Source organism: Paraburkholderia phenazinium (genome assembly GCF_900142845.1).
Lineage (GTDB): Bacteria > Pseudomonadota > Gammaproteobacteria > Burkholderiales > Burkholderiaceae > Paraburkholderia > Paraburkholderia phenazinium_A.
Window position 1 is genome coordinate 2,144,006 of the sequence record NZ_FSRU01000001.1, and the last position, 23,949, is coordinate 2,167,954.

23 protein-coding genes, 3 pseudogenes and 1 riboswitch are annotated in these 23,949 nt (G+C 57.6%); of the genes and pseudogenes, 8 read left to right on the forward strand and 18 right to left on the reverse strand.

What is annotated here, in order from left to right:
• Positions 1-11: 11 nt before the first annotated feature.
• Together BUS12_RS09335 and hppD are read right to left on the reverse strand one after the other, a co-directional pair.
• Positions 12-365, reverse strand: coding sequence for a hypothetical protein (locus tag BUS12_RS09335; RefSeq protein WP_074289585.1), 354 nt, complete (start codon positions 363-365; stop codon positions 12-14).
• A gap of 10 nt (positions 366-375) precedes the next feature.
• The gene (gene hppD, locus BUS12_RS09340; protein WP_074289584.1) at positions 376-1,449 is read right to left on the reverse strand and encodes a 4-hydroxyphenylpyruvate dioxygenase; all 1,074 of its coding nucleotides are present in this window, start codon (positions 1,447-1,449) and stop codon (positions 376-378) included.
• A 218-nt stretch (positions 1,450-1,667) separates the two neighbouring features.
• Between hppD and BUS12_RS09345 the strand changes: the two genes are divergently transcribed.
• The 3 genes and pseudogenes from BUS12_RS09345 to BUS12_RS39290 form a co-directional block, all read left to right on the forward strand.
• Positions 1,668-2,138, forward strand: coding sequence for an Lrp/AsnC family transcriptional regulator (locus BUS12_RS09345; protein ID WP_074289583.1), 471 nt, complete (start codon positions 1,668-1,670; stop codon positions 2,136-2,138).
• Positions 2,139-2,314: 176 nt separating this feature from the next.
• On the forward strand, positions 2,315-3,172 hold the full coding sequence (folD, locus tag BUS12_RS09350) for a bifunctional methylenetetrahydrofolate dehydrogenase/methenyltetrahydrofolate cyclohydrolase FolD (RefSeq protein ID WP_074295434.1): 858 nt from the start codon (positions 2,315-2,317) through the stop codon (positions 3,170-3,172).
• Between the two features lie 71 nt (positions 3,173-3,243).
• A pseudogene (locus BUS12_RS39290) lies at positions 3,244-3,778 on the forward strand (SOS response-associated peptidase family protein); the annotation flags it as partial.
• Positions 3,779-4,048: 270 nt separating this feature from the next.
• Here the strand turns inward: BUS12_RS39290 and BUS12_RS09365 are convergent.
• The 3 genes from BUS12_RS09365 to BUS12_RS09375 all read right to left on the reverse strand — a co-directional run bounded on the left by BUS12_RS09365 (position 4,049) and on the right by BUS12_RS09375 (position 7,067).
• Positions 4,049-5,845 (reverse strand): methyl-accepting chemotaxis protein, encoded by a 1,797-nt coding sequence (locus tag BUS12_RS09365; protein WP_074295437.1) that lies wholly within the window; start codon positions 5,843-5,845, stop codon positions 4,049-4,051.
• 226 nt (positions 5,846-6,071) lie between these two features.
• Positions 6,072-6,449, reverse strand: coding sequence for a VOC family protein (locus BUS12_RS09370; protein WP_074295438.1), 378 nt, complete (start codon positions 6,447-6,449; stop codon positions 6,072-6,074).
• A 9-nt stretch (positions 6,450-6,458) separates the two neighbouring features.
• Positions 6,459-7,067, reverse strand: a complete 609-nt coding sequence (locus tag BUS12_RS09375) for an FMN-dependent NADH-azoreductase (RefSeq protein WP_074295439.1) — start codon at positions 7,065-7,067, stop codon at positions 6,459-6,461.
• Between the two features lie 111 nt (positions 7,068-7,178).
• On the opposite strand from BUS12_RS09375, the gene BUS12_RS09380 reads away from it, so the two are divergent.
• Positions 7,179-7,568 (forward strand): winged helix-turn-helix transcriptional regulator, encoded by a 390-nt coding sequence (locus BUS12_RS09380; RefSeq protein ID WP_074295440.1) that lies wholly within the window; start codon positions 7,179-7,181, stop codon positions 7,566-7,568.
• 39 nt (positions 7,569-7,607) lie between these two features.
• On the opposite strand, the pseudogene BUS12_RS39295 reads toward BUS12_RS09380, so the two are convergent.
• From BUS12_RS39295 to BUS12_RS09415, 7 genes and pseudogenes are all read right to left on the reverse strand, one after another.
• Positions 7,608-7,804 (reverse strand): annotated as a pseudogene (locus BUS12_RS39295) (D-amino acid dehydrogenase); the annotation flags it as partial.
• Positions 7,805-7,835: 31 nt separating this feature from the next.
• Positions 7,836-8,432 carry a plasmid pRiA4b ORF-3 family protein gene (locus BUS12_RS09390; protein WP_074295441.1) on the reverse strand — a complete coding sequence of 199 codons (597 nt, stop codon included), beginning with the start codon at positions 8,430-8,432 and terminating at the stop codon, positions 7,836-7,838.
• 11 nt (positions 8,433-8,443) lie between these two features.
• A complete protein-coding gene (gene tnpC, locus BUS12_RS09395) occupies positions 8,444-9,988 on the reverse strand; it encodes an IS66 family transposase (protein ID WP_074295442.1) in 1,545 nt (514 codons plus the stop codon).
• Positions 9,989-10,039: 51 nt separating this feature from the next.
• Positions 10,040-10,387, reverse strand: a complete 348-nt coding sequence (gene tnpB / locus BUS12_RS09400) for an IS66 family insertion sequence element accessory protein TnpB (RefSeq protein ID WP_074295443.1) — start codon at positions 10,385-10,387, stop codon at positions 10,040-10,042.
• Positions 10,384-10,818, reverse strand: coding sequence for an IS66-like element accessory protein TnpA (tnpA, locus tag BUS12_RS09405; protein WP_083640314.1), 435 nt, complete (start codon positions 10,816-10,818; stop codon positions 10,384-10,386). The genes tnpB and tnpA overlap by 4 nt, the downstream gene beginning before the upstream one ends.
• Before the next feature lie 19 nt (positions 10,819-10,837).
• A pseudogene (locus BUS12_RS09410) lies at positions 10,838-11,026 on the reverse strand (FAD-dependent oxidoreductase); the annotation flags it as partial.
• A 176-nt stretch (positions 11,027-11,202) separates the two neighbouring features.
• A riboswitch (glycine riboswitch) is annotated at positions 11,203-11,300 on the reverse strand.
• 221 nt (positions 11,301-11,521) lie between these two features.
• Positions 11,522-12,418: a LysR family transcriptional regulator gene (locus BUS12_RS09415; protein WP_074297306.1), complete on the reverse strand. Its 897-nt coding sequence runs from the start codon at positions 12,416-12,418 to the stop codon at positions 11,522-11,524.
• Positions 12,419-12,619: 201 nt separating this feature from the next.
• On the opposite strand from BUS12_RS09415, the gene BUS12_RS09420 reads away from it, so the two are divergent.
• The gene (locus BUS12_RS09420; protein WP_253190131.1) at positions 12,620-13,768 is read left to right on the forward strand and encodes a M20 aminoacylase family protein; all 1,149 of its coding nucleotides are present in this window, start codon (positions 12,620-12,622) and stop codon (positions 13,766-13,768) included.
• Between the two features lie 76 nt (positions 13,769-13,844).
• Positions 13,845-15,176 (forward strand): citrate-proton symporter, encoded by a 1,332-nt coding sequence (locus BUS12_RS09425; protein WP_367117603.1) that lies wholly within the window; start codon positions 13,845-13,847, stop codon positions 15,174-15,176.
• 297 nt (positions 15,177-15,473) lie between these two features.
• Here BUS12_RS09425 and BUS12_RS09435 read toward each other — a convergent pair whose 3' ends face one another.
• The 3 genes from BUS12_RS09435 to BUS12_RS38105 form a co-directional block, all read right to left on the reverse strand.
• The gene (locus BUS12_RS09435; protein ID WP_074295446.1) at positions 15,474-15,920 is read right to left on the reverse strand and encodes an MbcA/ParS/Xre antitoxin family protein; all 447 of its coding nucleotides are present in this window, start codon (positions 15,918-15,920) and stop codon (positions 15,474-15,476) included.
• Positions 15,921-15,967: 47 nt separating this feature from the next.
• Positions 15,968-16,630, reverse strand: coding sequence for a type IV toxin-antitoxin system AbiEi family antitoxin domain-containing protein (locus BUS12_RS09440; protein WP_253190045.1), 663 nt, complete (start codon positions 16,628-16,630; stop codon positions 15,968-15,970).
• A gap of 187 nt (positions 16,631-16,817) precedes the next feature.
• The gene (locus tag BUS12_RS38105; RefSeq protein WP_143788288.1) at positions 16,818-17,288 is read right to left on the reverse strand and encodes a hypothetical protein; all 471 of its coding nucleotides are present in this window, start codon (positions 17,286-17,288) and stop codon (positions 16,818-16,820) included.
• 196 nt (positions 17,289-17,484) lie between these two features.
• Here BUS12_RS38105 and BUS12_RS09445 point away from each other — a divergent pair, with 196 nt between their 5' ends.
• The gene (locus BUS12_RS09445; protein WP_229011971.1) at positions 17,485-17,733 is read left to right on the forward strand and encodes a helix-turn-helix domain-containing protein; all 249 of its coding nucleotides are present in this window, start codon (positions 17,485-17,487) and stop codon (positions 17,731-17,733) included.
• 32 nt (positions 17,734-17,765) lie between these two features.
• Positions 17,766-18,479 carry a hypothetical protein gene (locus BUS12_RS09450; protein ID WP_074295449.1) on the forward strand — a complete coding sequence of 238 codons (714 nt, stop codon included), beginning with the start codon at positions 17,766-17,768 and terminating at the stop codon, positions 18,477-18,479.
• 81 nt (positions 18,480-18,560) lie between these two features.
• On the opposite strand, the gene BUS12_RS09455 is transcribed toward BUS12_RS09450, so the two are convergent.
• The 3 genes from BUS12_RS09455 to BUS12_RS09465 all read right to left on the reverse strand — a co-directional run bounded on the left by BUS12_RS09455 (position 18,561) and on the right by BUS12_RS09465 (position 23,781).
• Positions 18,561-19,394, reverse strand: a complete 834-nt coding sequence (locus BUS12_RS09455; protein WP_074295450.1) for a hypothetical protein — start codon at positions 19,392-19,394, stop codon at positions 18,561-18,563.
• A gap of 593 nt (positions 19,395-19,987) precedes the next feature.
• Complete coding sequence (locus BUS12_RS09460) at positions 19,988-21,010, reverse strand: hypothetical protein (protein WP_074295451.1); 1,023 nt, start codon at positions 21,008-21,010, stop codon at positions 19,988-19,990.
• On the reverse strand, positions 21,007-23,781 hold the full coding sequence (locus tag BUS12_RS09465; RefSeq protein ID WP_143788289.1) for a hypothetical protein: 2,775 nt from the start codon (positions 23,779-23,781) through the stop codon (positions 21,007-21,009). Before BUS12_RS09465 ends, BUS12_RS09460 begins: the two co-directional genes overlap by 4 nt.
• Positions 23,782-23,949: the final 168 nt, after the last annotated feature.

Genomic DNA, 23,949 nt, shown 5'->3' on the forward strand with positions numbered 1-23,949 from the left:
ATGGTGCGGTTTCATTGCAGTGTTCTCGCGTCGCCGGGCCGACTTTCGCTTACGGCCGTACCAGACCTCGAATTCACCACTTCAATAGAAGCAAGAACAATCGGAGCGCGGAGCAGCGCGCATAGAGCGCGGTCGATAAAGGTAGACGCTGAGGGGTTGCCCGCCTCAAGTAAAGAATCGCGCATCACGTTGTAGTCAACGACTTTCGCAAAATCGTCGCCGCAGGAATCCGAGTCTTCGTAACGGACATAAATCTCGACGTTAACCAGTAACCATTCTGCGCAACTGGCGGTGTCGGTACACCGCCAGTTGCGCAGAAAGAGCCGCCTGCAAACAATCGAAAGCTCGCCGACAACAATGTTCATGCATCGAGCCTTAAACCTTCAGCGCGCCCCGGTCGATCTGGTCGCGCTCGATGGATTGGAACAGCGCCTTGAAGTTACCTTCGCCGAATCCATCATCGCCCTTGCGCTGGATGAATTCGAAGAATACGGGTCCGAGTACAGTTTTCGAGAAAATCTGCAGGAGAAGACGGGGCCTGCCCTCTTCGACCTTGCCATCGAGCAGAATGCCTCGAGCCTCCAGTTCCGCGACCGGCTGTCCGTGGTCCGGCACGCGTGTGTCGAGTGCCTCGTAGTAATATTTATTCGGCGCCGACATGAGCGGCACGCCCGATGCCCTCAGCGTGTCGATGACGGCAAGAATGTCGTCAGTGAGAAGCGCAATATGCTGAATTCCTTCTCCGTTGAAGGCCATCAGGAACTCTTCAATCTGGCCGCCACCTTTAGCGGACTCCTCGTTCAACGGAATGCGAATTTTGCCATCAGGTGCTGTCATCGCGCGGGACGTCAAGCCCGTGTATTCACCCGAGATGTCGAAGTAGCGGATTTCGCGGAAGTTGAATAGGTTCTCGTAAAACTTCGCCCAGTGCGCCATGCGGCCGCGATAGACGTTGTGCGTCAGATGGTCGATGAGCTTCAGTCCGTGTCCGACGGGATGGCGGTCCACACCCTCAACGTACTCGAAATCGATGTCATAGATCGACTTGCCATCTTCGTACCGGTCAATCAGATAGATGGGCGCGCCGGCAATACCCTTGATTGCGGGCAGCTTCAGCTCCATCGGACCCGTGGCAATTTCAATTGGCTCGGCTCCGAGTTCCAGTGCACGGGCATAGGCTTGATGTGAGTCTTTGACCCGGAAGCCCATGCCGCATGCGCTGGGACCATGTTCGGCTGCAAAGTAAGCTGCCCGACTCTTCGGTTCGCGGTCGACGATGAAGTTGATATCGCCCTGGCGATACAGGACTACGTCTTTCGAACGGTGACGAGCCACAAGGGTGAAGCCCATGCACTCGAACAGCGGCTCGAGGACGTTCGGCTGGGGGGACGCAAACTCGACGAATTCGAAGCCACAGAGGTTCATCGGGTTTTCAAACAAGTCTGCCATGACGATACTCTTCTGCAAAGTGGAAAGGGCTTCGGGTTTGCACGAAATCCAATTTCGTTTAGGCGCATGTCCTTGCACCGCGTCGCTGCCTATCAATTCACGACACAATGCGCGCTTGATGCAAACAAGTTTAGAATCTCTGCCATGAAATAAGATTTCATTGTTCCACCCTGAAAACCCGAATTTTCACATTTATATTTCGTTTACGAGGTATCCGAATGGCCGCCCTGCAACTCGACCGCATCGATATGAGGCTGCTGGCTGCGCTCCAGGAGAACGGGCGAGCGACCAACCTCGAACTCGCCGAAACCATCAAGCTGTCACCGGCGCAAACGCTCAGACGTCATCGACGTCTGGAAGAAATCGGACTAATCAGGCGCTACGAAACCCGGCTCGACCCAGCGAGCCTGGGGCTGGGTGTCGTAGCGTTCATACAGGTCACGATGGAGCGCGGTCACATCCGCGACCTCAGCAAGTTCATCAAACTTGTTGGAGACCTGCCGCAGGTGCTGGAATGCTTTTCGGTAACCGGTGAAATCGACTACATGCTTAAAGTCGTGGAGAGAGACCTGAAGTCACTGTCCAGCTTTCTTCTTGACACTCTGATGCGCATCCCCGGTGTCAGCGCAGTGAACTCGACCGTATGCCTCGACGAAATCAAGAGCACCACCGCCCTGCCACTCTTCTGAGTTCCCATCTGAGCGTCTACCGACGTCTCCTGAAGCATGGGCAAATGTCGCCCAAACTTCAGCATGTATCGGCCACTATTTATCCTGCTTGACCTAATGTACAGAAATGTCCATTATGCGCGTGAGGACGAATTGGACCCGTGCGGTCACGGGCGATCGCGTGTGAGGAACTGGACATGAATCAAGCGAAGACTATCGACGGCGTTGTGGTGTCGCAGCGGTTGCGGGAAGAAGTTGCAAGGCGCGCAGCCGCTCTTGCGGCAAAGGGTACGACGCCCGGGCTAGCCGTTGTATTGGTGGGCGACGACGCAGCCAGTGCTGTGTACGTTCGCAACAAGGTGAAAGCCTGCGAGCAATACGGACTGTTTTCGACACTCGACCGGATGCCCGCGACTGTGACCGAAGCCGAATTGCTCGAGCGCATTCATCAGTTGAACGTGGACCCGAAAATCCACGGCATTCTGGTGCAGTTACCGTTACCGCGCCATATCAACAGCCACAAGGTGATTGAAGCCATCGCTGCTGAAAAGGACGTTGACGGTTTCCATGTGGCGAACGCCGGTGCGCTGATGACTGGACAGCCTCAATTCCGTCCATGTACCCCGTATGGCGTCATGAAAATGCTCGAGGCCTACGACATTCCGGTCTCGGGACGGCATGCAGTGGTCATCGGTCGCTCCAATATCGTCGGAAAGCCGATGGCGCTGTTGCTGCTGGAGGCCGGGGCAACCGTGACGGTGTGCCACAGTAAGACGGCGGACCTCGCATACCACACCCGGTCGGCAGACATTGTTGTTGCAGCTGTTGGCAAACGTAATATCTTGACTGGCGACATGCTCAAGCCTGGCTCGACTGTGATTGATGTCGGCATGAACAGGAACGACGAAGGCAAGCTGTGTGGAGACGTCAACTTCGCGTCGGTCAGCGAAGTGGCCGAATACGTGACACCAGTCCCGGGAGGCGTTGGTCCGATGACGATTACGATGCTGCTTGTCAATACGCTTGAGTCAGCAGAGCGGGTTTTGCACGTATGAAGCTGAATCCTTTAGGTAGCGAATCTATTTAGCTACTTCCGCAGCTCCGCCTTATACCGCGTCTGCGTCGCCAGCCTCAATCGGCCGATGAATTCGAGATTAAGGCCCTCATCGACAAATTCAGCGCAGAGCGGGTGACGAAGCTTGAGCGAGACCTGTTCAAGCAACGTGCCCGACTCGCGGATGCAGAGAGCGCACTTCAGAAGAAGGTCACAAAGGCGGCAACCGAAAGTAAGCGAATCGCCACCGACCAAATTGCGTTGACCCCGGGGCAAGTTGGCTGATATCCAGCGGACCGAGCTCATAGCGCGAGATTCTCGTATTTTCCTGGGGCACTATGCGCTAGTCATGGTTATGGAAAATGGCCAACGCGTCATAAAACCCATGCGCTACCAGTGTCGTGTCGCTGGTAAACCGGCCTCGTACGACGTGAAGTACCCCGGCGCCTATAACGCACGCCGCAATTACCTCGAAGGTTTCTCGAAACCACTCTTCGGTCACTCGCACGGAATCCTCGTAGCCAGTGTTTTCTACGAGAACGTGAGCAGAGCAAGAATGGACGGTCTGGAGCTCGCGGGAGGCGAGAAAGACGAAAACGTTGACCTTGGGGTCTTGTCGACCCTGCCCCACCCTCATCACAATGGTTACCACCTCTGCTGCATGGTCTAGTCCATCTCGGCGATACTGCCGTCGGTCCTGACGATACCGGTCACGATCTCGCGCTTTGTCGGGTCGACGGCCGGCCCACTGCACACCGTAGAGTCCATCTCTGGGGTGGTCGGACGCAGCCGAGTCGGTCGATCATGTCGCACACCGGTACATCGGCACACGGCTTCGGGGACGTTCCAAGGACTCGGCGACCAACCTGATATGGAATTAGCCGGCGCGCAGCTTGAACAGCCCCACCGTGTGCGCCAGGCCGTGCGCCTGCTCATTGAGCATCGACGACGCGGCGGCTGACTGCTCCACCAGCGCTGCGTTCTGTTGCGTGGCTCGGTCCATTTCGGCGACACTGCGGTCGATTTGGCTGATGCCGGCGCTCTGCTCGTGCATGGCGTCTTCGATCTCGCCGATGATGCGTGCGACGCGCTCGATGCCGGCCACGATACCCTGCATCATTGCGCCGGCGGCCTGCACGCGCTGCGCACCGGTCTTTACGCTGGCTTCCGATGCCCGGATCAGATCGTTGATCTCGCGTGCGGCGGCGGCGCTGCGTTGTGCGAGCGTTCGCACAGCGCCAGCTACCACGGCAAAGCCTCGACCGCTCTCGCCTGCGCGGGCGGCTTCCACGGCCGCATTTAGCGCCAGGATGTTGGTCTGGAAGGCGATGCTGTCGATCGCGCCGATGATCTCGGTGATACGCGCCGAGGACTTGGCGATCTCGTCCATTGTGCTCACTGCGCTGGAGACGACCTTGCCGCCGCGCGTGGCCGCATCGCTGGCGTCACCAGCCAAGCGCGTGGCCAGCACAGCTGCATCGGCGGAATTCTTCACGCTGGTGGTCAGCTCAGAGAGCGCCGCGGAGGTTTCCTGCAAGTTGCTGGCCGACACCTCGGTGCGATTGGACAGATCACGGTTGCCCATCTCGATCTCGCCGGTAGCCGACTTCATGTTGTCGACGTTGGCACGCACTTCCAGCAGCACCTCGCCTATCTTGTCAATGAAGGTGTTGAACGACGCGGAGATCTGTGCCACCTCGTCGTTGCCGATCACGGGAAGGCGATGTGTGAGATCACCTCCGCCGGCGCCGATGGTGTCCATCGCATCACGCACCTGCGAGAGGCGGCGGAACGACTGCGACGTGAAGAACGCGGCGATACCCACAGCAGCCAGCGTCAGCAGCACCATGGCCACGCCCAGGGCGCGCACCACGTTGCGCAAACCTGCGGTGGCCTCGACCTTGTCTAGAGCAATCACCAGGTACCAGTCGGTACCGACCACGGCTTGCGCCTTGAGCAACTTCGGTGCGCCGGCCAGTTCAACTTCCAGTGGGATAGAAGCCCTGGCGAGCGACGCTAGCGCATCGGCATCCAGCGATGCGGCCATTTCGGTCACCGGCTTGAGCATCAGCTTGGCATCGGGGTGGGCGATCACTTGGCCGTCTCTTGCGACAACGAAGGCCAAGCTCGAGGGCGTTGGGTGCACGGCGGACACCACCTCGCGCACGCCATCGAGCGGCACGGCGCCGCTCACCACGCCAGTGGCCGCACCATTGCGCACAATCGGTGCGGCAAACGCGACGTACTGCACGCCGGTCGCCACATCGCCATACGGCTTGGTGACGATCAGCTTGCCCGCGGCGATGGCCTGCTTGTACCAAGGGCGCACCGTTGGGTCGTAGTCTTTGGGTGTGTTACTGGTCGAGAAGAACTTCTTGTCAGTCCAGCCGACGCTGACGATAGGAAAGCCGTTGGCGTCGCCCATGTACTTGACCAGCCCGCGCGTGTCGCCGTGCTCGACTACTTCAGCTGTGGTCTTCACGGCCCTTGCCTTGGCGGCAACCCACTTGTCGATGGCGAGTGTGTTGCCGCTGGCGATGGCGGCGAGGTTGTGGTCGATAGTCTGCATCGTGCTGTTTCGCACGATCAAATACGTGGCGGCGCCAGACAGCCCCAAGGCACCGATCACGGTAGCCGAGGAGATGAGCAGAATACGGGTGCGAAGGGAGGACATCGTGGCTATTGGCGTGTCCGCATGGATGTGCGAGGCCACATTCTTGCGCAACGAAGAACAAGGGAAGAAATACTCTTTTGCGATACCGCCGATCGGATTTATGTATGGCTATACGCCCGCCTGCAAAGGCGTAGATCTCCTGCGAGCGATCGCTGGCAGGAGGTCTTCAGCCTGAGAACAAGCCTGAGCTGGCGTGGCGCCCCGAAATTCGCCGAACGCCAATACCCTAGCTCTTGTGTACAACTTCGAACGAGTATCCGTCCGGATCTAATACATCAGCCGCGTAGTACCCAGGATAGTATTCAAGCCGTGCGCGAGGCGGAATGTTCTCTCGTGCACCGGCGGTGATTGCGGCGTCGTGGAATTCGTCGACCTTGGCGGTGCTATGCGCCACAAAGCCCCAGTGAATAGCGTCGGGATTCGGATTCCCCTGCTTTAGCCAGAAGAAAGCCTTCTCACCATCGCCGAAGCCCCACAGGTCAGGATGTCCGTTCTCACCTTTGTATGGCAGGAAGAACCTAATCCCTATTGGCTTCAAGGCAGCTTCGTAGAAAGCCAGCGAACGCTCGATATCGCTGACGGTCAGGATCATGTGATCAAGCATGCTTTCCCCTCATAGTGCAAGCGCTTCGATGACTCGCTCGCCGTTCGCGACAGCATCTGGAGCAAGCGCTGGAATATTCATGCCTTCCGCACGAACAGTTTGGACATCCGAGATCCCGATGAAGCCAAGAATTTGCCGAAGGTACGGTTCTACAAAATCCCAAGGCTTCCAGGGTCCCTCGCTGAAAACACCGCCCGACGCGAGCAGCAAGAATGCCCTCTTGCCTGTCGCTAGCCCCTCCACGCCAGCACCCGCGTAGTTGAACGTCTTGCCGGCTCGCACAACATGATCGATCCAGGCCTTCAAGGAAGCCGGGATCCCGAAGTTCCACATTGGAGAGGAGATGATCAGGATATCCGACGTCATGACTTCGTCGACGAGCCGATCGGATACATCCGCAGCGTCCTTGAGCGCCGCGGCTTCCATTGTATCCTTGCTGGATATGGCTTTGAGCGTGACGGCGTCCAGGTAGAGTGGGGGCGCCTTTGCGAGATCGCGCACAATCACGTTGGCCGTGGGATATTGCTGCTCCAGTCTCCGCCGCAATCTATCGGTCAATTGGCGGCTGGCGGAATCAGCTTCTCGAGGACTGGATTCAACGATGAGTATCTGGGTCATAGTTTGCACTGGTAGATGAGAGCGATCGAGGCTCGATCGATAAACTTTAACAGCGAGATCAATTGCCACCAATACGGCACATTGAGATCAGTAACTTACATGGATGTACGCATGGGTAAGGCTAAACAGCCACTAGATTCGGCGCTGGTCTGCGGCCACGAGGATCCAATCGCGGTTCGCGAGTTACTCACTCGAGTCGGTGATAAATGGAGCATATTTCTTATTCTGTCTTTAGCGAAACTTGGCGGTCGCGCTCGCTTTTCTCAACTGGATCGCGCAATACCAGGGATATCGCAACGAATGCTGACCTTGACATTAACGCATTTGGAGCGAGATGGATTGATCGCGCGAGAGGTGTTCGCAGAAATTCCTCCTCGCGTCGAATACGAGCTGACAGCGCTTAGCCGAAGCCTAGTGGAGGCCATGCAAGGATTGGTGGACTGGGTGGCTCAGAACTGGAAGCAAGTCAGCGCAGCTCGAGCGGAATACGATGCACGGTAGGATTCAAAGCGAAGTGCCTTCGGTACAACACCGGTATGTAAGCCGAGCCATCTCCACGCTGTTGCGTCGATAGCGCGGAATCGATGCGATGAATTCGACGAACCAGCTTAGCTTGTGCCATGTGGGGGAGGGTTCACGAGCAACGGTGAATCATTGCGCCGCATCCACTTCATGCCTTTTATCGGCATGGACCAATGCATCCAAACTTCGGCGTTCGATGCTGAAAGCTGTCCTCCAGTAAGCGTCAATCTGAGGCCGTCTTGACGATCAGAATTTGACCTCTGAGAGCAGCTGATTCGCGAGCACGAGATCGAAGGCGGCGGGATCGAAGCTGCCGCCACACCACTCGAGGAAGTGGTCGTGCTCCTCGTGCGTCGGATTGGTGATCGCTTCGAGGAAGTCGGCATATCCTGGCACTCCACCAACGTCTTCTGGTGGACACGCATTCTGCCCGTCCAGGCACAGCGGCCGGCGCATGTCTGGATCAGGCACCAGCGCCTTCTCGACTTTGATCCGATGCTGCCAGTTGTCGCCGTAGTCGTAGATGTAGGTGAATGACTTCAGCCCGCCCAGCGCCTTCGCCAGCGTGACCCGTGCTTCATTGAGCATCGGTGAATCGCTCTGGAATCCGAAGTCATCAGGTTCACCATAGTTGGTTTCGCCGAAGACGAACTCGTGCAGGTGCCCGCCTTCCCATCCCATGGCCAGTTGCAGCACGACATGCAGCTTGCCCAGCCGGATCGAGCCGGGAACGATGATTCGTCGCCAGATCGCCGGCTTGATGTACTTCAGCTCAACGCGCAGTACGTAATCGGGCACTGGCGCCTTGATCAGGCGCACGGCAGGTTTGCGGGGCTGGGCCATCGGATTGATTGTCAGGCAGCTTGCTGCTCGATGTGTGCAGCCGGCATCAGGCGCCACGGCAGCAACTCGTCGATGCGGTTGATGGGATGATCGGCAATGCGCTCAAACACCGTGCGCAGGTAGGCAAACGGCTCGATGCCGTTCAGGCGCGCCGTACCGATCAGGCTATAGATCACCGCCGCACTTTGGCCACCGCCGTCGGAGCCTGCGAACAGATAATTGCGCCTGCCGAGAACCAGCGGCCTGATCGCGCGCTCCGCCGTATTGTTGTCCGCCTCGACGCGCCCGTCTTCGCAATAGCGTGTGAGCGCGTGCCAGTGCCCCAGCGAGTATCTGATCGCCTTTGCCAGCCCCGACTTCGCCGATACCTGTGACAGCGTGTGTTCGAACCAGACCTTCAGTTCAGCGAGCAATGGGGCCGAGCGCAGCTGACGCGCAGACAGGCGCACGTCCGGCGTCTGGCCGCGAACCTCGCGCTCAACGGCATACAGCGCCCCAATGCGGCGCAGTGCTTCTTCGGCAATCGGTGAGCTGTCCAGCTTGTACAGGTCGTAGAACTTTCGGCGCGCATGCGCCCAGCATCCGGCCTCGATGACCGTGCCGTCACGATACAGGGCGTCGTACCCGCTGAAGGCATCCGCCTGCAGGATTCCCGTGTAGCCCGCCAGATGTTCCTGAGGTCGCTCACCTTTGCGGTCGGGTGAGTACCTGTACCAGACTGCTGGTGGCGCGCGGCTGCCTGCCGGGCGGTCATCCCGCACATAGGTCCACAGGCGCGCCGTGCGTGTCTTGCCACGGCCCGGCTCCAGCACCGGCACGGGCGTGTCGTCGGTATGGATCTTATCTGCGGCGCGCACGTAACCACCGAGTGCGTCGGACAGGGGTTGCAGCAGCGCCGCCGCTTCACGCACCCACGAAGCCAGTGTTGCCCGGTCCAGTTCGATGCCCGCGCGGCGATAGATGCCGGCCTGCCGGTATAGCGGCATATGGTCAGCGTACTTCGCGACGACGACCTGTGCGAGCAGCCCCGCACCCGCCATCGAGCGTGCTATCGGCCGCGAAGGTGCCGGCTCCTGTACTACTGCGGCACAGCGCGGGCAGCTCAGCTTCGGACGTACGTGACGCAGTACCTTGAAGTAGCCGGGCACATAGTCGAGCACCTCCGAGACGTCTTCGCCGAGCGCACGCATCTGTTTGCCGCATTCCGGGCATCCGCAGTTTGACGGCGCATGCACAACCGTTTCGCGAGGAAGATGGGCAGGGAAGTCCCGTGACTTGCGGCGTAGCGGAACGACGTTCGTTGTAGCTGACGTATCAGCAGCGGTATCAGCATCGGGCTCCTTCGACGTTGCGGCCATGGTCGATTCAGGAACGGGAAGCTCACCGAGCGCGAGCTGCAGTTGGTCCATCAGTTCGGTCATGCGCTCCGATGAACGGCCATACTGCCATCGCTTCAGTCGCGAGATCTCGGCCAGCAACTGCGCGATGGTCTCGTCGCGCGAGGCAACGATGCGCTTGAGAGCGGCGATGTCATCGGGCAGATGGCTGGCTGGCATGCATGCCAGTGTAAATGAAGCCCACGCGCTTGTGGGTTCACGCACCCGGCGTTACGCCGCGTGCGTCGGCTGCCAAGTCCGCTCTGGATGCCGCCAGTCAATCCCCTCGAGCAGCATCGACAGTTGGGCGGCTGACAGATGGACTGTTCCCGAGTCCGCCTGCGGCCACACGAAGCGTCCACGTTCGAGTCGTTTCGCGTACAGGTTCATGCCGTCGCCGCTCCACCATAAAATCTTGATGAGGTCACCGCGACGCCCACGAAACAGGAAGATGTGCCCCGAGAAGGGATCACGTCCGAGTGCTGACTGCACCAGCGCGGCAAGTCCATCCATGCCACGGCGCATATCGGTAACGCCCGCTGCCAGCCATACGCGGGTACCGCCTGGCGGCGCAATCATGCTGGCATCAGGCAGCGCAGCACGAGGCGCAGCTGCACGGGGTCGACCATGCCAGTGACGCGTACACGGGCACCGTTCAGTTCGATCTCGATGCCCGACGCTGCCGGTACGCTCTCGCGATGTGGCTCGACAGGCTGTAGAGCGAGCGACGCCGGTTCTGCGGTCTCGCCGGTCGGTGCATCAGGTAGCGCTACGGGCAGCAACACCGCTGTGCTGTGCGCCACGCCTTCAAACAGGCCCGCCCGCAGTTGCCGGCGCCACTTGAACACCATATTCGGATTCAGTCCGTGCGCCTGCGCGAGCTTGGCCACTGAAATACCCGGCTCGCACGCCGCAACGGCAACTTGCCGTCGGTACTCTGGGGTGTAGTTCGGTCGGCCCTTGCGGTTCGATGGCCGCGCATTGCTTGTGTCCAAAGTAGTCCCCACCACTTGAAGTAACGGACATCACTTTGGACACCGGCTTCAGCTCTGTCCATGCGGCCACGAAATGACGCTTACGTCCTCCATTCGCGAACGATGTTTCCATGGCCGCATAGCGGTGCCGCTCGAAGAGCGTGACCGAGAAACCACGTTTGGCCAAGGCGTAGACCGTTGTAATGCCGGTGATGCCGCTGCCAATCACCGCAATGGATCTGATGAGAAGGTCTTCCGGGACGTCGGGGGAAAATGGCAATCCGATGCAAACACACCATGTGCAAAGCGGACGCTGCCCTCTATCCTCGACCTGAGAGATTCGCCACGCACGGCAAGGGCGCGCAGCTTGCTCCTTCGGTACCATCGGCGGACGTATGCGCCGAGGTTCTTCAGAGTGTAAAAGCGATGCCGGTCCTTTAGCCTGAGAGTTTCCGGGGCGGTTGCTCCTTCGGCGCTCTGCCTGCCGCGGCAGGTAGAGACTCTTCCGATATCAATCGCATACGACGGCGGCAACTATGTCACAGAACTTTACGGCTCTGCTACAGGTTTAACACGACTGAGCCCTGCACCACTCGGCGTGAGGGTCCGCAATACCTTTATTTGATCGGCAACTAGGCAGGCAGACATCAGCTTGACCTCGGCTCCGCGCATTACCAACGGCTAAGACGCCCACACTCGTTCCGTGCCTGCAGCTGGAGCACGTGCGCTGCGGTCTATGTTATTGGTCGGGTGACACACAGGCCTGCACGACCTCAACGAAACGTTGCAATGCTGGCGAACTATTGTCCGAGCGCCAAACCAACTCCAGTGGCAACTTGATATCAAGGTCTTTGACCTTCAGGAAGACCACGCTGTCAGGCGCATTTATGCTGGCCGTAGCAGGCAGGATCGTGCAGCCCAGTCCTGCGGCCACCAGACTCAGGAGTGCGCTATTGTCCTCTCCCTCCTGTGTGACGCGAGGGGTGAAGCCAGCCTTCCGAAAGCAGTGAATCAACTGATCGTGATAATCGGGGGACGCCTTTCGTGGGAACCAAAGGAAATCCGCGTCACACAGCTCCTGTAGCCGCTCAGGAGGCTTCGCAGCCCAGTCCGAATCGTGGGGTACCGCGAGCACAAGTGGCTCCCGGTGAATCGTGAAACCGGCAAGCGCCTCGTCGCCTGCGGGCCGGAAGAATAGAAAACCGGCATCAAGCCTCCCCGAGCGAATTTCCTCGAGTTGCGGGCCGGACAGCAGTTGTCGCAGGGAAATCGACACGCTAGGCAGACTCCTGCGAAACGCCCGCATGATCTGCGAAAAAATGGGAAGGAGAGCATGTAGTACGGTAATCGCGATTGACAGCGAGCCAATCTGACCGTTGCTTACGCGTCGCGCACGCTCTTTAGCCAAAGCCACCTCATTCAGAATCCGAGTAGCGTCGGTCAGGAATTGCTGCCCCGCGGGGGTCAGTTGAATCCCACGCGAGCGTCTTTCAAATAACGTAAACCCCAGTTCCTCCTCCAAGTCGCGGATCTGCTTCGTGAGGGCAGGTTGCGCGATATGTACGCCACGCGCTGCCTGACTGATACTCCCGTGCTCAGTGACCGCTACAAAATATCTCAGGTGGCGTAGTTCCATGGCCATACATAGAAGTGATGGATGGGATCAGAAAGTAGTATTTATTCCCCTGTTCGTCAATCCGCAATAATGAGATCCGATGCAAGGTCGGCGCTGCTGGACCTGCGACTCTCAGTGCGGCGCGCATATCGCTCTTCGCGAGGAGAGGCCCTCTACAGATGATGACAAACGATGCCCCCGACGAAACAGATCTTGGACGCGATGGAGGCGTTGCGTGCGATTCGACGCGACATACATGCACATCCCGAACTCGGCTTTGAGGAACACCGCACAGCGAACCTCATTGCCGAGGAGCTCTCGAGGTTGGAGATTCCCCATCATGTCGGCATAGGTCGTACTGGCGTAGTCGGTGTGATCGAGGGGCGCAGTAATTGCCATGGGCGCTCTGTAGGGCTGCGTGCGGACATGGACGCGTTGCCGCTGCAGGAACTCACCGGACTTGCGCACCAATCACGTTGTAGTGGCCGCATGCATGCTTGCGGGCACGATGGCCATATCACCATGCTGCTTGCCGCGGCAAGCTATCTGCAACAGACACGCGAATTCGACGGCACGGTTTATCTGATCTTTCAACCTGGTGAAGAGGGCTGTGGCGGTGGTCGCGCGATGGTTGAGGACGGGCTGTTCGAGCGCTTTCCAGCAGAGCGAGTCTATGCGCTCCATAACTGGCCAGGTTTGCCGTTGGGCACCGTGTCCATTCCAAGTGGGCCGGCAATGGCCGCAACGGACCGGATCCGCATACGGATTCGTGGGCACGGTGGGCACGGTGGAGTGGCTCCACATCGCACAGTAGACCCGGTGTTGGTGGCTGGGCATGTGATTGTGGCTACTCACAGCATCGTCAGCCGCAATATCGATCCACTGGAAGCCGCGGCGATCAGCCTTTGTGCGGTTCAAGGCGGTGATCTGGAACGCGGCTTCGCGGTGATTCCCGAGGAGGTTGTAATTGTCGGCACTGCCCGTTCGCTGCGCCCCGAAGTTCAGGACCTCATAGAGCGACGTCTGCAGGTGGTCGTGCAGAGCATTGCGGAAAGCTTTGGTGCTACTGCCACGCTTGAGTACGAACGAGTGTTTCCGGCCACGATCAATTCGGCGGAAGAAGCGCGATTCGCGAATTCGGTCGCTGCTGAACTCCTCGGCACAGACAAGGTCATCGCACACCCGCGCCCCAGCCTCGGCGGCGAAGATTTCGCCTTCATGCTGCAACAGCGTCCGGGGGCATACATCCATTTGGGAAATGGTAGCGATGTTGGCTTGCACAACCCGCACTTCGACTTCAACGATGAACTCATCCCGATCGGAGGCGCTCTATTGGCGCGGTTAGCCGAGCGGGCACTTCTGTCGAGCTAGGCTTACTGCAGTAACTCGACGTTCCCCGCCTACTGCCCCGATAACACAAGAGGGCCGAATCCTGTTCTTGGAGACTATGATGCAAAATTCACAACGCTCGCAAGCTGGCGCACTCCCTCCGCGCCAGGTGATCGCAGCGATCATCGGCAACGCTTTGGAGTGGTACGACTTCATCGTCTACGGATTCCTGACCATTGTCATCTCGAAGCTATTCTTTCCAACAGATAGCGAATACGGTTCCTTGCTACTTACCACAGCGACGTTCGGTGTTGGCTTCTTCATGCGCCCCGTTGGGGGAATATTGATCGGCATGTACGCGGATAGGAAGGGACGCAAAGCCGCGCTGCAATTGATTATCGGTCTGATGACCGTGTCGATTGCGATGATTGCGTTCACACCGACCTATGCGGCAATTGGAATCGGAGCCCCACTGATCATTGTGCTGGCCAGAATGCTGCAAGGCTTCGCTACAGGCGGAGAGTTTGCCAGTTCAACTGCGTTTCTGGTCGAATCAGCTCCCGCTGATCGCCGTGGGCTGTACGGTTCCTGGCAGATGTTTGGTCAGGCCTTAGCGGTTCTTGGTGGTGCGTTGGTAGGAGCCTTGGTCACGAAGGGGCTGTCTCCCGAGGCGGTGGAGGCGTGGGGTTGGCGCATCCCATTTTTGGGTGGACTCGTGATTGGCCCCGTAGGTTTGTGGATTCGCCGACATTTGGAGGAAACCGAGGCCTTCATCGAGGCGCAGAAAGATACAAAGAGCCAACAAACGCTCGGCTCCGTGTTTAGAGAGCATCGACGTGGCGTCCTGGTAAGCATGTGCCTTACCATCTGCGCCACAGTGTCCTTCTATGTCGTGCTGGTGTACATGCCGACCTTTGCCACCAAGCAATTGCATTTGCCACTTGATGCCGCATTCCTGGCGCAAGTGGTCGGCGTCTCATGTCTCGCACTAACGGTGCCGCTGTTCGGTGCGGCATCCGACCGTATCGGCCGCAAGCCGATCTTGACAGGCTCGATGGCGCTCTACCTGGTGTTGCTGTACCCCCTGTTCCACTGGGTCAACGCCAATCCTAGCCTTTCCAACCTGATCGTAATGCAGGTCGTGCTTTGCAGCCTGCTTGGTGCGTTCTTTGGCCCTTTTTCGTCTGCCCTGGCGGAACAGTTCCCCTCCGGAGTTCGCTCGACCGGAATGGCGGTCGCGTACAACATCGCGGTAATGGTGTTTGGAGGCTTCGCGCAACTCATTGTCACCTGGCTGATTCACACGACTGGATCGCCCATCGCGCCGGTGTTCTACGTGATGTTCGGCGCGGTGCTTGGCTTGCTAGGAAACTTGTTTCTTGTCGACCCAGTCTTGACCCAGCACAGCCCCACGGGCACCGGGGCCAACATAAAGCAGTCGTCCGTTTGACGTCGCAGGGAGCCGGCGGGTACGACTAGCCCAGCCTAGAGCGATTGCCGAGCCCCCACAATCTAGCCTGCGTAGTACATCCTTAGTACTACAGCTGTAGATATGTCGGAGGCACGCCACCAGTCGCTGCTTGTCTGCCGGGTCGAAACTGCGCTTGCGACCGATACCAACGCGTGTCACCCGCAAGGGCAAAAAGGTCAGGTCATTCTCGGTCATGGATTGCGTCCGCAAGTTCGGGTTGCGGACGCAATCGTGAGCCTTCTCAAATGCAGAAGCTAGGTGCGCTAAAGCTAGCGCCTACTGGAAAACGCTGCATGGCCTCAATAAATTTTTATTGATTGCACCAATTCGCGATTTCTCAACGCAATCCAGATATGCGCGCACCATCAGTAATCCGGCGAACCCGTACTCCTTGATCGCATCAACAGGCGTCATGCCGCCGAAGGCGCGATTGCACATCTTCATCCAGCTGTACGCCACGTCTCGGTTGCGTGGGAACAGCAGACGAAGGCTCCTGTGAATACCGAGAAGATGCCCGACACGTACGTACTCCTCTCGCGTCGTACCGATGCGGGCGCCTTCCCGGTAACGGCCCAAGGCAGCCCGGTTTCCCGGCGCCAAGCCAAGCAGGAATGCCTGATCTTCGCTGGGCAGATTCCAGTGATCGAATAACGACATGACCATCTGAGCCAAGCGGCTTAGATCAGCGTCAGACGAGTTCTCAGGAATGGAAGAGGCGATCATTTACGTCACATCTGTGAGGGAATCGACGTCGTCACACCAAGGTCTTTTCAGGCGCGCAACTGCTGAGCCCAATCCACGCCCTCATCCTCCGCGAGAAACTTCAGCCCCCACACTACGTCCCTGCGGGGACAGCAATCTACCAGCTCCTGCAGAACGTTCAGCCGAATGTTCCTCAGGCTGCCGATAAGGTCTCGCACGTCTTCTATCAGGACCAGCTCCAGTGAGACACTGACGTATTCGAGGATTGCGCGTTCTGGAACCGAAACCAGCACCTGTGGATGGCGCCACGCAAGCGGCTTCAACCCGTAGCCTTCGTTCATCCCCGTGTCGAACAAGGAGTGGGAATAGTAGGAACAGGCAAGCCTATCCACCGCCCAGGAAGGGATGTTGCAATAGCCGCGTCCCCACAAATCAATCCGGTCGCGGAAACGAAGATGATGCATCATCCGGTGCCACTCTAGCGCCGTTCTTCCCCCAACGTGGAGATTTGGGATAAACGCCCGCAAATAGGCAATCGTTCCATCGACGCCCGGCTGGTCGCCGCGTAGTAGATAAGCATCCTCGGACAACCGTCGCAACCATCCCTCTTGCACGAGTTCGCTCACCTGCTGCGCGTCAATTCCAAGTGCCGCGAAGTAGCGCAGACCAAGCGGCTGCGATCGTGGCGCGAAGTCCATCAGGAACTGCACGATTTGAGTGGGGTTCAACATGTTCTTGTTAGCCGATGTACCGAGTCGCGTAGTCGGCGCCGAAAAGCGGCGGTGCGCCGATTCGCGCATGGAGACGGCGCGGACAGTCCACTAAAGGAGCGCCCCGCCGCCCGACATCACATAAGCAGATATTCGTACAGAGATATCTGGAAGATTGGCCGTCTACGCTTATCCATAAGTTTTTGAGTCAAGACAGGCACGCCGCGTCCGAATCTGCATGCGCCCAAACAAGCATCTTGCTACGAGCTTCAACAGGATCGGGTTGCTGAGGTTCGCAGGCTCGCAGACGACCGTGTGCATCCCTATAGGCAAGATAATTCCGGCCATCTTCAGCATACGTGTACGACCACACGCTCGAAACAGGAACCAACGTTTCCCAATCGATCGCCAACAAACGAGGCTTGGCGTCTCCGTATCCTTCGAGAACCGAAACAAGAATTGATGGATCCGCGACGATAAAGGAATAGCCGTCAGGATCATCGGGGCGCACCTCAGCAGCCCGAATCAGGAACGTCGTGGCTACGTGATTGATGCCGGCGAGGCGCCAACGGTTAAACGGGTCATGTCTGATCCGATACGGCGTCTCCCAGGGAGATTTTGTAAACAGCATCTTTTCGAGAAAAATCAATGGGCTGAAGTCATCGGCGTCATTGCCCAAAGCGCAGGGGCTTGCGAGATCCAGCCCTGTGGTTCGGGTGATGTATGGTCCGCAAGGGATCGTTCGTTACATTTTGCACATTATCAATTGTAGCGCAATCGTGTGCGTCCGACGACAGTGACATCTTCAAAATTTACCTACATGACTGATGTCGATTCGTCTTGGCCTGGCACGCGGATTGAGAGCTGCTCGCAAAATGCGCGGCGTTTCTCAAGACGGTCTCGGCGTATCCAGCAGGACATATCTAAGTGCGCTCGAGCTTGGAAAGCAGACGCCTACGCTAGACAAGCTCGACGAAATCGCGCGAGCCATAGGCGTTCATCCCCTCAGTGTCCTCTACTATGCGTACGCAGTTGGCCTGACGCCGCAAGAAGTTCGTGAGCTGGGCCACGTTGTTCGCTCTGAGATTGCCGGACTTGAGAAGTACGACATCGTAAGCGGCTAGCGTCGCCCGGTATGGCGGCCCTGGAGATTCCCATGCTCCTCGCAGTACTACAGCCCGAGTTCCATTGGTTCTCCGACGATCCTTCAGCTTTCATAGCGCTCGTCGAGCAGGCCGTTTGCCGCGCAGAATTCGATGTGCTGGTTTTACCCACCCCGTCGATTGCATGTGCCCGTGAGGCTGAAACAGATACTTCCACACAAATCGCTTCGTATTTCAAGGAATTGAGCAGGAGGAAGCACGCCCTCATCGGTTTTGGGATCAGGACGTACATTGGACGTGAAGTCTCGTGCGCCGTCCATGCTGCATACGACGGCAGGCTTTATACAAGCCCCGTAACTTCATCCAAGGCCAGGATGATCAACGACTGGCGGCCATGCTACGTCGCCACGGAGTCCGTGAGGGCCGGCGTGTTCCAGGATGTTGCGCCGGATGAGGGGCTACTTTTAGCAGACGACCATTTGCAGATGTTCCGACTGGAGGACGCGCAGATACTGATGGTATCGGCCTCTCACCGGGAGGCGCGAGTCGAAGCCGATTCGGGGCCGATGGATCTCCGATCGTCACATCGGTTGAACGCTTACAGGATGGTGGCCCGGTTCGCCGTCCGTGAGGGAGTATTTTCTGCCAATCATGATTATGGAGGTAGCACCATCGTATCGCCACGCGGACAGGTCCTTGTCGATGGCGGGACCAAACCAGGATGCTACGTGACTGAGATTCCGGACATCCTGCCGTTCCACTCGTGAAGCACCCGGTGTTTCCACCCCGCCGCAAGGATCGCCGGCACGCAACAGAGTGAACTTCGCACCGCTTGAGTTGCCCTCAGGCTATATTCGCCCGCCCCCATACTCATCGAAGCCAGGGTTAAGCAAGGCACGGAAATCCGTCTCTAACTTCCTGTTATGACGGTTCGCGTTCCGCAAGAGTACCAGGGCGTCTCTTAGCCGCAGACGAGGCGGATCGAAGTGACGAAGTGGGAGACCCTCAACTTCCGGAAAAACGGTTGCAGAGATGCGCAGCACAGGCGAGACCTGATACTGAAAATATGTGTCGAACCCCGCCTCCGCGGAAAAGTCTGCATATTTGGGCCGGGTGCCGTTCAATCTCCAGTAGAACGCAGCAAACGTACTAAGGAAAACGGCCTCCCAACCTCGCCCGGACAGAGTTGTGGGCCAGATTCGGGCTGAAGCGGACCTCCAGCGGACAACACGAGCGTTGCCGATTGGTGAGTGTAACCCCTTGGGCTTGTCGCCCTCCCATGCCCCACGCAACAACATGTATGCCATTACGGCCGGAGGAGCCGCATCGCGCAACAGCAAGCCGTCCTCGCCAATCAGCGACGGATACGGCTCATCTGGAACCATGTGCCCGTAGGCTCCTGTCAGCCATAACTTGAGATCCGAGAGCGTCTCCATATATATGAGGTCCGCTTCCTCCAGATGGCGATTCGGATACCGGTTCGTGGAACCATCGGCAACGGACGCCGAGGCGTTATTCTCGTCCGCCCATAATAGCCACGACAGTTTCGGCTTTGGCATGATTCCGTCTTGTTCATCCGCGCTCAATGATCGGGCAATCTGAAAAATCATCTCCGATGTTCCCCACCATTGGTCGATCGCACGCTTATTTACAAGTTCAGCAAACGGACCGAGCGGAATCATGCGGTGTACGGCCCTCTTGTGACGTTTGAGGCACGATGCAAAAATCCGACCGAGGTCTGTTGACTTCCTCAGTTCCACATGAGCACGTACAGATGGCAAATTTCCGGGAGTGAGTGAAGCACTGCAGTGCACGCACTCATATGGCAAGCGAAGTATCGCTCTATCAAACTCATACATCCCAAATTCGTGTCCGCAACGCCAGCAGGTCTCGACAAGTGCGCATCCATGAAGCGGGCAACAGTCGAGTGCCTTCCACTGGTACCATATGCTGTGATAGAGCGCGCCCGCACACTCCGGGCATATTCGGAGTCTGTCGATAAACCACACGTTTGGAGAAAACGCGGACAACCATCTTGCATCGCTTCTTCCAGAAGCTTCCCCCTTGCTCCATCCCATCAGCAAATCAATGTGAAGGTCGATCCAGCTGCTATCTGTCCAAAAGCTTTTACGCACAGACGACACACCGCACAGTTTTGCAAATTGACCAAACGGAAGGGTGTTGAGCCACATAATCCTTGCGGCGACCGAGAAGGTTGACTCATGCGGCAAGCGCGCGAGCGTCTCTCCTGTCACGCGTCCATTTGTTTGTCGAATCAATTCCCCTCCTTTGGCTCGGGCAGATAGACAATGCCGTCCAGAACGAGCCCCATGGCTTTTTTCCACTGGTCGACACCAATCGTCAGCCCAGGTTGGTCATTCTTTGAAGCCTCTCCCAGCGAGCGCTTGATAGTCCTAAATATGAATTCGGCTGTCACGCGTCCGTTTGCCGCATACTCATCCACAGCTACTTTAAACGCCCCCGCGTGATCTGAAAGTTTGAAACCCGCCTTGCACGCCTTCGGAAGGAGAAATTGCACCCATGTCACAGAGCCCGCCTCCGTATAAACAGAGGTTTCGATCTCGCGCAGTACCGAATCAAGATCGAGAGCCGAAGTGAGTGGCCGCAGAACGCGACCTGAACCCAGAAGTGAGCGGATCGTTGCCAATCGATCGAGAGCTTTCGTGTCTTCGACCATCGCCTTGAACGCGTTAATCTCGGCGGTGCCCACGAGGAAAAGCTGAATGCCCTTTACCTGCAGATTGGTTTTGAGAGCGGCCAGCGCTTGTATCATTTCCCATTCCAGTTTTTCAACGCTCTGCACAAAGAGCACAAATCTATACACACCGGTGATTGCTGTTCGTTCGTCGATCAGATTCAGTAGTCGCCATTTGATTTCTTCGGGAGTTCCGCGCCAGAAACGATAACCTGCTGCGGCCAGCAGCGAACCCCATCTTGCCGTGGGCGTTGTCAGTTCCTCACCTAGCGGAGCCCAAGTCACAGTTTCAACCTCTGGAAACTCCTGCCGAAGCAAATTTCTCATGACCAGTAACGCGGTCTTTCGGCCGTCGCCGCGCTGTCCGAGCAGCGTGAAGCCAGATGCGCCAAACAGAAACTCGTCTTTGAATTCCAGATATGCCTGAATAGCTGGCTCGGTTTGGATCACTGGCGAAGAATAAAAAGGAATCCTGATCAGCAACTCCTGCTCCGTGCGCTGATTCGGCGCCAGGATATCTAGCTGCTGCGACTGCTGATCAGAAGATCCTTGCGGCACTGTAAGCGGTTGGATGTCGCTCATCCGAACCTCCTGCCACCCCTGATAACACGCAGGCGGAACCGGTCTACCCCGCCTTCCCAGATAGTCTTATCCGGCTGTCCCCGTGATTCCACGGGTTGCACCGTTTCAATCGACTCCGCGTCAACATTAGCGGTGGCATTCTCAGCATCCGCCTGCTGGCCATGATAGGTCCCCCTGCGACGCTGCCTCTCCTCTTCTAGCGTAGGAGCACTCGCCTTTCCTGGCTTTTTGCTTTTTGCTTTTGGAGAACCTTGGTCCAGCGCCTCCTCTTTGACCGACGAGGCCGCCTGTTCCAGGCGCTCACGCGTCTTCAAGTTCCCTCCCGTTTTGTCGAAGAATTTCCAATCCGACACCGATATCTTGGCGTCACGCTGTCTGTCTGGTTTGAGTTTGCCTATGGGAATATTATTCACAGCGCCGGACGCCTGGCGGATGTCCCAGCGCTTCACCCGGCCAACCAGGTTCGTTTCGTTCGACCCGTGAGGCTGGATCAGATCCGGGCGACTCCTTAACGTGTCATTTGTATAACGTCGTCCCAGCGAGTTGCAGTACGGCATCACGCCTTTGGCCAGGTTGCCCCGCACTACCGCTTCAAAGTAATGGTCAAGGTATTTGCTGTCGACGATAGTGGCGCGAGGAAGCGGCGCAGCGATGAGACCGGCGCTTGTATTGTTCAATGCATTTCGGAACGCGATGAGCGGCGAAGTTTGCCAAAGCCGTTCTGTACGCTCGGTGTTATGCTGATTGCAGGCTCGCGCCAGGTCAAGGATAAACAAATCGAGATCGATCGCTGACTCGCCGTCATGCAAGGCGTTCACTCGCCTCGAAACATCGCCGATCGCCCTCTCACAAACAGCGCGCGTCACCCAGTTATAAGTCGGTCCAAAATTGACTGCACAGCCAAATGTGTAGATGCTCGCCCTGATGAAGCTATCGTTCAGGTTGCACTTGGCATTGTCCGCAGACAACACGTTGAAGCCATTGCCAGTCATCCCCTCAAACTGTTCATAGAACAACCGGTCCTCCCCATCAGGGTCATTTTCCAGACGGTAGGCTTCAGGATGCACATAGCGATCCAAAGTTTCAATCGCACTTGCCGTACTTGGGTTGATCTCGAGCGTGGGATATCGCGATAAGACGGACCAGTGGTATGCGTCCACGAGCAGGGCGTAGTACCAGCGGGGCAGTGTCTGTTTGAAGAGCTCGCCCGCCGGGTTACGTCGCATGACCCCTGTGGGCCGGTCTATCCTGTAAAAATCCAGTTGAAGGAAGGACCCGGGACGGATCGGGCGAATGATCCGCACGGGGGTCCCGCCAATCTGCCGGGCGCGCTTGCTCGAAGTCTCCCCATGATAAATTCCTATGTAGCGGTCCGCGTGGCGGTCGCAAATCGTCTTGATATAATTCTGGAGCGCATTGCGACCGAGGTCAGTGTTGGTAAACGGATAATCACTGTCCCCGAGTCCTTTCGTTCGCAGGAAGTCTTCCATCTTCGCCCAGCAGTCGTCCAGATCAATCCTTTTCCCGTTTTCCGTAGGCTCGTGACCAAGCACGAGGTCCGTGATGAGCTCCTCGAGGCCGACAACGCCCTGAAGCAGCCGCGTCCATGCCCATGGGCCGTTACGACTCTTTTCGTCCTCGCCACCGTCCTGTTCCTTAACCTTCCTTCGCGTCGTCGTAGCCCCTTCCCCTGGCTGAGCGATACGGTAGTACTCTTGGAGGGCGAAATAGCCGTGAATCGAGCCGGGTCCGGCGGGTGTGATGCATCGCTTTACCAGACGAAGCACCTCATTCTTGGACAGCAGATGTTTTTCTTTAATTTCCGAGAATTCGGCCCCCCTACGGTATGCAACGATCCCCTCTTTCTTCGCGCGGAATTTTTTGCGGTCGTCGTCTGACATGTTGGACTCTTCCGGGGTCGGCCATTCGGCAAAGCGGTGCTCCGGCGGAATCAGCCGCCGCCGCGATCTCGCGGTGCCGAATGATTTTGCGGTATCGAGCGTCGTCTCATCCAGACCGTGCCCGTCGGCAGATGGATTGTGAGCGCCAGGTATCGCACCGTCGCCCGACGAATTCTTCGACCGCTTAAGGGCCGAGAACTTGCTCGCGCTACTGCCTGTAATGTTGGCCATTACCGTTTCAAGAGACAGTAATCGCGTCAGGTCGGTCACCAATGTGCCCTCGGCTACGAGGGATGCCAGAGCACCTCTTAATAGGCCAGGATCAATACCGGGAATATCGAATATCTGCCGGATAGTGCCTTGGCTCCCCGGACCGATTCGATCCAGGATCGCGAGTCTCGCTGCCGGCGATGTGTAGTCAAGCGTTGCAGTAAGCCAGGTCGACAGCGACAAACAATTGTCGAATTCGATCTGCCGCGCCACGACGTCGCGACCAGTGACCAGGCGCACCCCAAGCGGAATTCGCTTCAACATCGACTTTTTTGACGTCCCCGGCTCCCTTCTGCAGCAAACAAGTTCCTGTCTGCCATCTGCATAGCGGGCTATCAGATCGGGCTTAAAACCATCCGCTTCCTGATCTGCATCGGGAGTCTGTGGCGGCGCGGCGCCGTACCAGACGACTTGCGGATCCATTTCAAAAAAAATTGAGCAAGCAAAAACAACATCTGTCTCCGCCACCATCAGATGGTTTATTTTATTGGAGTGGAAAATCCAATAATTGGCCCGGGGGTCAGCGCGATGCTCGATTAGCCGAGCCGCGCTTTCCCCTGCCTTCGAAAATCCGGGGGACATGCTAAAAAGACGAGGCATGAAAAATCATCTCCTTGCACACGCCCGCGTCGGAAAAAGAATCCTCTTGACTTTCCCCGTGAATGGTAGAGAATCAAAGTGACGCGGGTGGCCAGGATCACCGCAAAGATCGCCTGGCCCCAGTTAGTAGTGGATTGCACGGTAGTTGCGTACTCGATAGCACCTCTC